The organism is Sphingobacterium ginsenosidimutans, from assembly GCF_039536865.1.
Taxonomy (GTDB): domain Bacteria; phylum Bacteroidota; class Bacteroidia; order Sphingobacteriales; family Sphingobacteriaceae; genus Sphingobacterium; species Sphingobacterium detergens.
The window spans coordinates 377,143-389,545 of the sequence record NZ_BAAAZK010000010.1; the positions used below are offsets into that span (position 1 = coordinate 377,143).

Genomic DNA, 12,403 nt, shown 5'->3' on the forward strand with positions numbered 1-12,403 from the left:
GGCTTGTATAGGTAGCGTCTCAAATCTCAATATTCAAATTTCAATACGCTAAAATGAAGGTTGTAATAGCTGAAAAGCCCTCCGTGGCTCGTGATCTGGCCCGTGTGATGGGAGCGAAGGAAGTCAAAGATGGCTATATCGCCGGAAATGGCTATGCTTTTACCTATGCTTTTGGTCATTTGGTTCAATTGTGTACACCTCAGGCTTACGGTTATAATAGCTGGACGATTTCCAATCTTCCCATCATACCTGCAAATTTTAAACTGGAATCGAAGAAAGTCAAACGGGATGGAAAGCAGATGGATGATACCGGGGCGGTCAAACAGCTCAATACGATAAAGTCACTATTAGAACAGGCAGAAGAAATTATTGTAGCGACGGATGCCGGAAGGGAAGGGGAGCTTATCTTTCGTAATATCTACTACTTCTTGGGTTCAAAGGTGCCATTTAAACGGCTTTGGATTTCAAGTCAGACGGATAAGGCCATTAAAGAAGGTTTCGCAAATTTAAAAGAGGGTACTGAATACGATAGTTTATACATGTCTGCCCGATCGCGATCAGAATCGGATTGGTTGATCGGGATCAATGCCACACAGGCAATCACTTTGGCTGCAGGCAACAAAGGTCTTCTGTCTTTGGGAAGGGTACAGACGCCTACTTTGGCGATGATCTGCTCGCGATACCTCGAAAATAAAGATTTTAAGCCGCAGGCATTTTATAAAATCCAGGCAGGCTTTGAGAAAGATAATATAAGCTTTAAAGCTACTTCAAATAAAATAGATAAAAAAGATGTTGCCGAACAGACAATCGCCCGATTGACTGTTGGGACAAATGCGCGTGTTGCGAAAGTAGAAGCCAAAGAGACAAAGGAACAACCCCCTTTATTGTTTGACTTAACCTCCCTGCAACAGGATGCGAACAAAAAATATGGCTACTCAGCCGACCAAACCCTGAGTATTGCGCAGACGCTTTATGAGAAAAAGGTTATTACCTATCCCCGTACAGGATCCCGTTACATCGGCGAGGATGTTTTCGAACAGATAGAAGCACTTTTTCAGCATCTCTCGGATCATGCAGAGGAATCTATTGCATCTATTGCCAAGAATTTAATCGGGGCAAAGTTAAATAAGCGTTCTGTCGATGATAAAAAGGTAACCGATCACCATGCGTTGTTGGTTACTGATGAGAAGCCAGGCCACATGTTGAAAGAACAGCAAAATATTTACAACATGATTGCTAAGCGTATGGTCGAGAGTTTCTCGGAAGTCTGTATCAAGGATATCACCACAGTTATGATAGATGCGCAAGGTGTCGAGCTGATCGCAAAAGGGACGGTCATCAAACAATACGGCTGGCGTCTTTCTGCCGAGCAGATCGAAGCCCCAGATGAAGATAAGAACAACGATGACCAAGACAATGAGAATGCGCAGTTACCTAAATTACTGGCTGAGGAATTACTGCAAATATTGACGTTGGAACTTGCGGAGCGTTTTACCAAAGCACGTCCGATCCATACCGAAGCCTCCCTCCTAAAAGCGATGGAAACATCCGGTAAAGAAATTGAAGACGATGAAATGCGTCAGGCGATGAAAGACTGCGGTTTGGGAACACCAGCTACCCGTGCGGCCACGATAGAGACACTATTTCAGCGCGACTATATCAAACGGGATAAGAAAAAACTGATTCCGACTGAAAAAGGACTGGCTGTGTATAACCTAGTCAAAGATCGTTCGATTGCGAAGGTAACATTGACTGGAAAATGGGAGCAAAAGCTGGAGGAAATGCGGGCCAATAAGGTTTCTTATGATGTTTTTATGAAACATATAAAGGACTACACGGCGAAAATTACCAAAGAATTATTGACACTGCGAATTTCATTGGCGCAAGAGGAAGTCAAACCACAACAAAAGGGGAAAATCAAATGCCCTAAATGTGAGAAAGGCTTAATTCTTCTCTATGATCGGGTGGCACAATGTGATCACTATGCCCGCGGTTGTGATTTTAAGATCTGGCGAACATTGAACGGTATTTTTCTGGAAGAAAAAGAGATGAAGAATCTTTTGGAAAAAGGGAAGACCTCAGAGTTTAAAGGTGTTAAAAACAGTGAGGGCGTTATTGTAAATGCTCCACTGGTATTCGAAAACTTTAAAGTTAACGTGGGATAGGTCGGCCTATCCCACGTTGTTGCTAACATCGTAGCTGTTTATTTCAGGATTAGAATATCGTCTAAAGCCTTTCCAATCGTTGGAAATTGAAATGTAAAACCAAGTTCCGTTAATCTTTCTGGTATTACCCAACGACTTTTCAATAAAAGTTCAGTTTCCGTCCCGATCAACAAAGCACCTATTTCCAACAACCATTTCGGTGAAGGGAGACCAATTTTTCGATGCATGACGCTTCGAAAAGTCCCCATAAAGGTTTTATTCGTAATCGGATTGGGGGCAGCACAATTTATGATGCCATCTATTTCATGATGTTTTTGTATAAATAAGATAATCTGGAATAGATCTTCAATATGTATCCAGCTAAAATATTGATCACCGTTACCTTGTATTCCACCTAAACCGAAGCGAACAAGATTTTTAAAAGGTTGTATAACACCACCATCAGCGCCTAGGACAATAGCCATCCGAAGAGCCACCTGTCTGGTATGGGGTAAGTGGAAATCGAAAAATGTCTTCTCCCATTTCTTTGCGACCTCGACAGAAAATCCCGTTCCGATCTCACCGCTACTTTCAGTCATTGGTCGATCGACTGCATGACGGTAGATGGTTGCGGTGCTTGCATTTAACCAAAGAATAGGAGGATGGCTGCAATTTTCAATTGCCTTACCTAAAATACTTGTCGTCTCTGTTCTTGAAGAAAATATTTGTGCTTTGTTGCTGGCATTGTAGCGACAATTGACGGACTTGCCCGCGAGGTTGATCAACATTTCAGCATGTTCAAGTGCGGCTGAAATACCATCCGTATCGGTCCAGGGTATATTTCCTTGCTGTCTGCCAACGAGGATCACCTGATATCCCATTTTTTGGAATCTTTTGGAAAGATATTGTCCGACAAAACCTGTTCCACCTGCAATAACTATTTTAGGCATGATAATACCATTTTTAGAGATCTGTTTTACTCGTTAATTGTTGCTGGCATATTTCTTCTTTGTTTTGCGATTCTTTTGCCCCGGAAGAATAGGAACATATTCAGAAAAAGCATGACACCTAAATAAATGCTGAATCCACCGATTTTATAACTGAGCCGCTCAATGAGTTCCTGTACACTCGGTTCATATAAGCTGATCTCAAGGATATACAAAGCAAATCCCAGGTTCATGAGGTAGAAACCAATCCGGAAAAGATTGTTTGTCGCATTGGCGACTTCCGGTCGCCCCGCAAAAATATCATTCATGTACACGATACTATTTTTGAAAAGCACATACGCAACATAATAGGTCAGTGCAATTGCAATGGGTAGATAAATAAAATACCCGATAACTGTTAAATTTCCCATGATATTATGATTTAATAGTGAATGAATTTGTCTTTTTAGCGAAGAAATAGATGCCAAGCATATTAAAGTAGTGCATGCAGACAAGTACAAATAATAATGTTCCTGTTTTTAATGCAATACTGCTGATCAGATCCTCAAATGTTTGGATTTGTTTCCAGTAACTGAATTGAATGACGGCATAGCCAATATTGAGCAAATAATATCCCATAAGCAATAGATTGTTTGTCGTGTCAGTTAGAGCAACGTTGTTCTTAAACAACGAAAGAATAAAAATCCGACCATTTTTGTGAAACAAGCGACCTACCCAAAGGATAATGTAGCAGGTTAGCAAGCCATATATCGCGTAAGCAAGGATATTAAAGTTCATAAGATTACATCATTAGTTTGATCAATTTTAGTAACAGATCCCCGCCGCTGGTATTGAATAGTTTGTTTGCGATGGTTTCGAGTTGATCCGTTAATACCTGGATATCTTTTACCGTCTTATGAAACTCCTTGCCTTCTGGCGTTTTATCTTTCTCGGTATTTTTGCTGATTTCTCTGAGAATATCCATGACAGGATCAAGTTCTTTTTGCTTGCGCATAACAGCAATTTTCATCGCCCATTTTAATACGTCTTTCTCCGCAACGAAATATTCCTTTCGGTCTCCTGCAATATGTTTTTTGTAAACAATACCATAATCGACCAATTGACGGATACTCATGTTGGCATTACCTCTGGAGATAACCAGCTTCTCCATGATTTCGTCTGTAGACATAGGATTGCTCGCAGAAAGGAGTAATGCATGTACCTGAGCAACGGATTTGTTGATCCCCCATTCGGAACCCAACGCTCCCCAAGTATCTATAAATTGCTGTTTTGCTTCTTGTAATTCCATCTTCATTTTTATTTCTTACTCAAATTTATATATAGTTTTTGAATTTTCAAAAATTTCTGAAAATAAAATAAATTCAATAAACAAGTCACCATATCGTAATAAGGTTTTCCTTTTCTTGTGTCCTTTTTGATTTGTATTAACTTTGCTGGCATTATGGCAACAACTTTGTATAATCCATTCAAACAATTTCAGTTTGATCCAGCTATTTGTTTTTTAACAGGCAATAAACTTCAGTCTGAGGAGGAGAGCATCCAGGTCTTTCCTGTTTGGATGATGAAATCTTTTCAATTGGAAGATAAGCCTTTCAAAATGTTGGATGAGAATCTAGTGACTTATAAGTCACTCAAGCTTCCATGTTCGATTGATACAGCTGAAGCAATAGAGCAGATGGAGCGCGCCGTTGAGCAATCATTTGAGCAGGGCTACGAAGCGGTCAGCCAATTAGATCCTTTGCTACTTTTTCAATGGATGACAAAAATTATCTATGGCGTTGTCTATAACGAAATTCTTGCTGGAATCCGCCAACAGAAAGCCTCAGGTGAGGATATGAACTTTTCGCAGGCGCTGGCACAGCGTTTTACTAACTTGCACGCCATGTTGCAGTCGTTGGTCGTTCCGATGGAATTTGAAAATACTTTTCCATTTTCCCTTGTTGTAGTACCAGTAGAAAATGCGCCTGATACTTTTATGTATCGCGATGAAATAAATACCTTGATTTTTTCTATTCGAATGAAAGATTTTGCGGTTATTGCCTGCCTTCAGGATAATGCAACAAACAATATCTATCATGAAGACATATTGAAGACAATTGCAGGGAAAAAGCTTCACCCCATACAGTTTGAAGAGTTGTGTGCGCGCTATTTCTACTCTGCTTACCTTTTTAACCGCCTGCCGGATTACACCTATTTAAATACTCCTCAGAAAGTATATGTTGAACCTATGCCGTTAGCGGATATGTCTATGAAGCCTATATTCGATCATTGGCAGAATAAGACCTACGGTCAGGTACTGGAAAATTTCTGGAAACCTTGGGGTTTGACCTTGTTCGAAATTATTAAAAATCCAGAACAACCAATTAGCTTTTTACTGGATGATCAAGGAGCTTTTATCACGGATGTTGATATGCCTATAAATTGAATCTGAAGAAAATAAAGTAATAAGTTGCTCCAAATACGCGTTAAAATGGTATGATTATGGATAGGATCAGGTATGTATTCACCAAAATTTAAAATTACTGTTTCAACAGTTCTGCTTTTTATCGTTTGTTTGACTTCACGGGCGCAGACTGCTGCTGTTCGTAACATACCTGCTGATAGTCTAGCCCAAAAGGTAGATGATTTTCCTTATTTTAAGGGCGGGGTGGTGGCCTGGTCCAGATTTTTACAGAATAATCTCGATTTGACACGAACTGTCGGAGCTATGGATAGTGTTGCGTATGCAAAATATGGCTCCAAACAGACTGCGATTCTTAATTTTATCGTTTGTGAGGATGGGGCTATTTGTAATATTGAAATTGAGAATCGGGAGAAGGTAAGCCCCGAATTTGCGAAAGCCGTATTGGCGGCAATGCGGAAATCACCACAGTGGATGCCAGCTTTAGTCAAGGGAAAGCCTGTCAAAACAAAATTTCGGCAGCCAGTAGTTGCTGTTATTGAATAATTGAAATGCAAATGTAATTTAGGAAATTAACCATTTATTCACTTCATATGTCATTTTGGGATAAAGTCAAAAAAATCATGAGCGGGGGAGAGGACGAATCTTCCACTGAAAAGAAAGATGTTGAAATTACCGCCGGCGGTTCGACCATATATCGTTATGAAAATCAGCCTGAGGAAAAAGATCCGAAAGATCTATTCCCTGAAGTACAATGTGTGTATCTTGAAGAGATAGAAGAGCATTTGACAAAATATATCGCTGAACCAGATCTGGTATTTCACGAAATTATATCCGAATTGGTGCATATTGATGTACACTGGATCAAGCCTAGTGCGGACTATCCATACAATATCCTGGTAACTTCTGGTATGAGCGACCTTCCCATGAACGTTCCAGAGGAAATAGACGATAAGGAAGCCTATGAGCGTGCCGAGTTAATGGTTGTTCTACCTGCTGATTGGAAAATAGGAGATGAAGAGTTTAAGGATGATAACAACTACTGGCCAGTTTACTTTTTGAAAAGGTTAGCGCGTTTTCCACATGAGTATAAAACATGGTTAGGCTATGGTCATACTATTCCTAATGGGATGGAGGCCGAAGAAATAGCAAATACCGGTTTTGGCTGTATGCTCTTATTGCCTCCAATGTTGAGCTTTGATGAGGAATTTTTAGAACTTCAAACAAAAGATGGTAATATCATTAATTTCTATGCAATGATTCCAGTTTATAAGGAAGAGATGGATTTCAAACTAGAAGAAGGAACAGATGCCCTATTGGATCTTTTTGATGAATATGGAATATCAGAACTTGTGGACATAGATCGTCCAAATGTTTGTAGAAAATAATGACCTTGGTCTATATTGTTCAAAAATGCAGTACTATTTGTGGATTAGTCACCGATAGTACTGCATTTTTTTATAGACTGTTTTCGATGATCATGATCGTTTTGTCAATATCTTCCTTGCTGATATTAAGATGCGGTCTGAATCGTATACTTTTTTCACCACAGCCCAGCATGATCAATTTATTGGCATAAGCCCTTTTGATAAATTCGTTACGGGAATCTGCAGAATCAAAATCCAGCGCTACAAATAATCCTTCCCCCCTTAAGTTACTGAGTTGCGGCCTATCTTTCATAGCTTCCTGTAGTTTACTCTTAAGATAAGCTCCTTTTTCAGCAGCATTCGCCAAGAGATTTTCCTGTTCGATCACTTCAAGAATTAGTTTGAAGCGGAGCATGTCTATAAAATCTCCCCCAAAGGTGGAGTTGATCCGACTGGATTCTTTGAACACATGATGTTCCACTTGATCAAATTTTTCCTTGCTCGCTAATATGCCACAAACCTGGGCTTTCTTACCAAAAGCAAGTACATCCGGTATAATATCATAATGTTGATAAGCCCACATTTTTCCGGTAATACCCAGCCCTGTTTGTACTTCATCGAAAATCAGGAGAATTTCATTCTTGTCGCAGATCTGACGCAGTTGCTGGAAAAATTCTTTCCGAAAATGATTGTCTCCACCCTCGCCCTGTATTGGTTCAATGATAATGCAGGCAATATCGTTGGGATTGTCGTGGATGGCCTGGTTGATCTCTGCGATTGCCTTCTCCTCTACGCTTATTGTTTGGCTGATATTTTCTGGCGTTAATGGATACGTTAATTTGGGATTTACAATACGTGGCCAATTGAACTTTGGAAAATACATGTACTTTCGGGGATCCTGCGTATTTGTTAAGGAGAGCGTATAGCCCGATCTACCATGAAAAGCCTGTTTAAAATGGATGACCTGACCCGCTTCTTTTTGTATGCCCTGAGCGAAATTAAGTCTAGTTTTCCAATCAAAGGCTGCTTTCAGTGCGTTTTCCACGGCCAGTGCTCCACCGGAAATAAAAAATGCATAGGGGAGTTCTTTTGGTATTGCCACACGGTCGAAGGTATCCACAAAATCTGCGAATTCTTTGGGGTAGATATCCGATATAGCAGGCTTGTTGACTGCCATTTTGCCCAGAAACTCACGATGCTTAACCAGATGGGGATGGTTATAGCCAACAGTCATAGAGGCAAACATGCTAAACATATCCAGGTATTCGTCCCCATTTTCATCGACAACATAAGAGCCATGTGATTTTTCCATATCCATGACCAGTGGAAACCCGTCTGCCAATATATGTTTACTTAGTCTTTCATGTACGTTGCTCATAATTTAGAATCTGAGTGGTTTATAAATCAAATTTTATACCTTGTGCCAATGGTAAGTCTGTTGTGTAATTAATGGTATTTGTCTGGCGACGCATATATGCTTTCCATGCATCCGAACCAGATTCTCTACCACCTCCGGTATCTTTTTCTCCGCCAAAGGCCCCTCCGATTTCTGCACCTGAGGTACCGATATTGACGTTTGCTATGCCACAATCCGATCCGGCGGCGCTGAGAAATAGTTCGGCTTCTCTCAGATTGTTTGTCATCACAGCTGAGGACAGGCCTTGGCTGACACCATTTTGCAAGGCGATAGCATTGTCGATGTCGCCTTGATACTTTATTAAATATAGAATGGGAGCGAAAGTTTCGTGTTGTACGATCTCATAATGATTTTCGACTTCGGCGATAACGGGCTGTACATAGCAACCACTTTCGTAACCTTTGCCTTCTAGTACTTTTCCTTTAATAAGAAGTTTCCCCCCTTGTGTTTTAATTTTGTCTAGTGCGTTTAAGTATGATTTTACGGCGGCTTTATCAATCAATGGTCCTACATGATTTTTTGTATCCAAAGGGTCGCCAATTTTTAATTGACCATAGGCTTTTGTCAGTTGTTTCTTGACTTTGTCGTAGATACTCTCATGGATAATCAGTCGTCGTGTGCTGGTGCAGCGTTGTCCTGCTGTCCCTACGGCTCCAAATACGGCACCGATGATTGTCATATTGAGGTCCGCATCTGGGGTAACAATAATCGCATTGTTGCCACCAAGTTCCAGTAGCGTTTTACCCAGCCGTTGTGCGACGGTAACAGCAACTTCTTTTCCCATCCGTGTTGATCCTGTTGCCGACACCAAGGAGATGCGGTTGTCTGCAGCAAGCCATTCACCGACTTCTTTGTCGCCCATGACCAAGTTGGAGATGCCTTCAGGTAATCCATTGTTATGGAGGATTTCTGCTAATAGTTTTTGGCAGGCAATGGCACATAGTGGCGTTTTCTCACTGGGTTTCCATACGACTGTGTTTCCGCAAACCAAAGCGATGGCTGTATTCCATGCCCACACGGCTACAGGGAAATTGAAGGCGGTAATAATACCAACCACACCCAAAGGATGATATTGGTCATACATGCGATGGCCGGGACGTTCAGAATGAATGGTATTGCCATAGAGTTGTCGGGATAGCCCCAGCGCGAAGTCACAGATGTCAATCATTTCTTGTACTTCCCCCATACCTTCTTGATAGGATTTCCCCATCTCATAGGATACTAATTTTCCGAGTGTCGGTTTCAATTCTCGTAATTTATCGCCTAGTTGACGGATAATGTCTCCTCTCTTGGGAGCGGGGATAAGTCGCCACGCTTTGAACGCGTTTTGGGCTTCACCGATGACTGCCTCATAATCCTTCTGGCTGCTACCTGATACTTTTGCAATGAGTTTTCCATCTACAGGAGATAGAGATTCGAATACCTCACCACCAGAAAACCACTTTTGGCCTGTTGACGAGCCTAAATTCTGGGATGTTATGCCGAGTATTTTAAGTTCTTTTTTTATCATAATGGTTTATTTTATTCGTGGAATATGTTAAATATAGGGAATAAAATTCTGTTAAACAAGTTATGTATGAATATTGTTCAGTTTGAAAATATTTTATTATCTTAGAGAAGCTAATGTAGACTATACGATTATGAAACAAATAAATGTTGATTATTTTCAAGTGGATGACCTTTTATCGGAGGAGCACAAGCTTGTCCGTCGCGCTGTCCGGGATTTTGTTCGGTCAGAGATAAAACCAGTCATAGAAGATGCAGCACAGGCACATCAGGCCATAGAAGGGTTGATGCCCAAACTTGGTGCAATAGGTGCTTTAGGTCCTTATATTCCAGTAGAATATGGTGGCGCTGGATTAGATCAGATTTCTTATGGTTTGATTATGCAGGAACTGGAGGCCGGTGATTCTGCGGTTCGTTCTGCGGCTTCGGTGCAATCTTCTTTGGTGATGTATCCGATATATACCTATGGTAGCGAGGAGCAACGCCGTAAATATTTGCCAGGACTTGCTTCCGGGGAACTTGTGGGCTCTTTTGGTTTAACCGAACCGAACCACGGTTCTGATCCCGGAGGGATGGAAACACGATTGACAGCGAGTAATGGTGGTTTTTTATTGAACGGTGCTAAGATGTGGATTACAAACTCACCAGTATGTGATCTTGCTGTAGTGTGGGCACGCGATGAGGCTGGAAAAGTGCGAGGGGTAATTGTTGAACGTGGGATGGATGGTTTTGAAACACCGGAAACATTACATAAGTGGTCTTTACGAGCTTCTAAAACTGGCGAGCTGGTTTTCCATGATGTCTTTATTCCCGCTGAAAATGTATTGCCTGAGGTAAATTCGATGCGTGGGCCGCTGTCTTGTTTGAATTCTGCACGATATGGAATATCTTGGGGTGTGATAGGAGCGGCGATCGACTGTTATGAAACGGCTGTTCAATATGCTCTGGAGCGTCAACAATTTGACCGGCCAATTGGTGGGTTTCAGTTGCAACAGAAAAAATTGGCTGAATTCCTGACAGAAATTACGAAGGCACAGTTATTGGCTTGGCGTTTGGGGCTTTTAAAGAATGAAGGGAAAGCAACTCCACAGCAAATTTCGATGGCCAAACGGAATAATGTGCATATGGCTTTGCAGATTGCGCGTGAATCCCGGCAGATTTTGGGAGGAATGGGCATTGTCGGAGATTTTCCAATTATGCGACATATGATGAATCTTGAGTCGGTTATTACATATGAAGGAACTCACGATATCCATTTATTGATTACTGGTCAGGATATTACAGGGCTCAATGCATTTTCTTCTTAATTCTGTTTATATCTTAAATTCTATTTGGGATACTATTCAAAGCTATTGGTCGTAGTGGCATATATTCCTTTTTATGCCAAGTAAACAGCTCAATTTATATTTTTTGATCCGTAGTTTTTTGGATGCTTTTGCTTCAAAAAACTACGTTTCCAGCGAGTTGGTCCACATGTTTAGCATTTTTTTGTGTTTTTTGGCGCTGCGGTTCGGTTTTTGGCGACCCCTGAATTAGACCTAAATCGCGCTTTGAAGGTGTCTGAGTGCAGACTTGGGCGATGTAATTCCGGATTGCAAACCTCTGTTTCCATGCTAAGACGTGGACTTAAGGCGGACTCACCGCGAATACAGCATAGACAGGTATCGAAGCAGTCCGACTGAGATACAGCCGAGTCCCGGGGTCTATTCTCTGTGCCGGCGGTCGGCTCCGAAACAGAATGCTTTTGCCTTCAGGGATATCACTTCCGGTATTTTTTAAGGATAGTTCCAATATTAACGTAGTAGTAGTCTACGATTAGGCTAGCATTTAGTTAGGTTTAGTTTAGATAAAACCTAAACAAAACCTAAGTAATACCTAAACTAAACCTAAACAAACCCTAACTAAACTCTGGATTTGTCCTTTCCTTGATGCTCCCCTGTTTTCGGGCTGTTTTTCTATGGTGGTGGGGTTTGTTTGCTGCGGTTTTTAGGCCTGTCTATTCGCCGCCTGTCCGTTATCCCGACTTGGAGACCGTCCCCTCGGATTTTTTTCTGTTCCGGGCGACTGTTTTTTAGGGGGGGCGCTGCTGTGTGCATATCCGCTTTCTGTCCCTACTGCGGTGTGGTAGTAGGGGGCCCCTGCGGATGCTGTTTTTGCGCCCCTTTTCACAATCTTGCCACTCCCTTTCCGCCGCGTTTCCACGCATACTTGGACTTTCCACTGCATTCTCCCGCCTTTCAGCGCTATCCGCGCGCGCTTTCCCGTTCCCTTTCCACCACAGACCCACGCATAACCAGCCTTTTTTGTCCCCCGGAGCCCTCCGTGATGCTGTTTCACAAAAAGAATCCGCCAAGTTCACAGCGAGTTAGCGGCAAAATGAAATAAATAAGAACAAAAGGCTTGGAAGTGATTATAAAAACTCCCTATCTTTGCACCACTCCGCAAGGGAGGGACGGTTACTTCGAAAGAAGAGATCATGAAAAAAAGAAGGGTTTAACGAGAGTTGAGCGCTGAAATCGGAAAAAAGAAAAAGAAAAAAAACTTCAAAAGTTTTTTGGAAGTTCAAAAAAGATTTCTACCTTTGCAGTCCCAACGGAAACGGAGGGAAACAAAAAAAGATA

Annotated in this window: 12 protein-coding genes; 5 read left to right on the forward strand and 7 right to left on the reverse strand. The window is 41.5% G+C overall.

Features of this window, described 5'->3' with window-relative positions:
• Positions 1-53 precede the first annotated feature (53 nt).
• A complete protein-coding gene (locus tag ABFX33_RS26620; RefSeq protein WP_346089302.1) occupies positions 54-2,165 on the forward strand; it encodes a type IA DNA topoisomerase in 2,112 nt (703 codons plus the stop codon).
• 38 nt (positions 2,166-2,203) lie between these two features.
• Here ABFX33_RS26620 and ABFX33_RS26625 read toward each other — a convergent pair whose 3' ends face one another.
• The 4 genes from ABFX33_RS26625 to ABFX33_RS26640 are packed head-to-tail and all read right to left on the reverse strand — an operon-like array spanning position 2,204 to position 4,379.
• Positions 2,204-3,094 carry a TIGR01777 family oxidoreductase gene (locus ABFX33_RS26625; protein ID WP_346089303.1) on the reverse strand — a complete coding sequence of 297 codons (891 nt, stop codon included), beginning with the start codon at positions 3,092-3,094 and terminating at the stop codon, positions 2,204-2,206.
• Between the two features lie 26 nt (positions 3,095-3,120).
• Positions 3,121-3,501, reverse strand: coding sequence for a hypothetical protein (locus ABFX33_RS26630; protein ID WP_120261664.1), 381 nt, complete (start codon positions 3,499-3,501; stop codon positions 3,121-3,123).
• A gap of 4 nt (positions 3,502-3,505) precedes the next feature.
• The gene (locus ABFX33_RS26635; RefSeq protein WP_257094470.1) at positions 3,506-3,868 is read right to left on the reverse strand and encodes a hypothetical protein; all 363 of its coding nucleotides are present in this window, start codon (positions 3,866-3,868) and stop codon (positions 3,506-3,508) included.
• A 4-nt stretch (positions 3,869-3,872) separates the two neighbouring features.
• Complete coding sequence (locus ABFX33_RS26640) at positions 3,873-4,379, reverse strand: GbsR/MarR family transcriptional regulator (protein ID WP_120261913.1); 507 nt, start codon at positions 4,377-4,379, stop codon at positions 3,873-3,875.
• Between the two features lie 153 nt (positions 4,380-4,532).
• On the opposite strand from ABFX33_RS26640, the gene ABFX33_RS26645 reads away from it, so the two are divergent.
• From ABFX33_RS26645 to ABFX33_RS26655, 3 genes are all read left to right on the forward strand, one after another.
• On the forward strand, positions 4,533-5,516 hold the full coding sequence (locus tag ABFX33_RS26645; protein WP_120261662.1) for a hypothetical protein: 984 nt from the start codon (positions 4,533-4,535) through the stop codon (positions 5,514-5,516).
• A 72-nt stretch (positions 5,517-5,588) separates the two neighbouring features.
• Positions 5,589-6,038: an energy transducer TonB gene (locus ABFX33_RS26650; protein ID WP_346089305.1), complete on the forward strand. Its 450-nt coding sequence runs from the start codon at positions 5,589-5,591 to the stop codon at positions 6,036-6,038.
• 47 nt (positions 6,039-6,085) lie between these two features.
• Positions 6,086-6,880, forward strand: a complete 795-nt coding sequence (locus tag ABFX33_RS26655; RefSeq protein ID WP_346089307.1) for a suppressor of fused domain protein — start codon at positions 6,086-6,088, stop codon at positions 6,878-6,880.
• Between the two features lie 70 nt (positions 6,881-6,950).
• On the opposite strand, the gene lat is transcribed toward ABFX33_RS26655, so the two are convergent.
• Positions 6,951-8,237 (reverse strand): L-lysine 6-transaminase, encoded by a 1,287-nt coding sequence (gene lat / locus ABFX33_RS26660; RefSeq protein ID WP_346089308.1) that lies wholly within the window; start codon positions 8,235-8,237, stop codon positions 6,951-6,953.
• Positions 8,238-8,256: 19 nt separating this feature from the next.
• Positions 8,257-9,786 carry an L-piperidine-6-carboxylate dehydrogenase gene (amaB, locus tag ABFX33_RS26665; RefSeq protein WP_346089310.1) on the reverse strand — a complete coding sequence of 510 codons (1,530 nt, stop codon included), beginning with the start codon at positions 9,784-9,786 and terminating at the stop codon, positions 8,257-8,259.
• Positions 9,787-9,916: 130 nt separating this feature from the next.
• On the opposite strand from amaB, the gene ABFX33_RS26670 reads away from it, so the two are divergent.
• Positions 9,917-11,089: an acyl-CoA dehydrogenase family protein gene (locus ABFX33_RS26670; protein WP_257094454.1), complete on the forward strand. Its 1,173-nt coding sequence runs from the start codon at positions 9,917-9,919 to the stop codon at positions 11,087-11,089.
• A gap of 679 nt (positions 11,090-11,768) precedes the next feature.
• Here ABFX33_RS26670 and ABFX33_RS26675 read toward each other — a convergent pair.
• Positions 11,769-12,119 (reverse strand): hypothetical protein, encoded by a 351-nt coding sequence (locus tag ABFX33_RS26675; RefSeq protein ID WP_346089313.1) that lies wholly within the window; start codon positions 12,117-12,119, stop codon positions 11,769-11,771.
• Between the last annotated feature and the right edge of the window lie 284 nt (positions 12,120-12,403).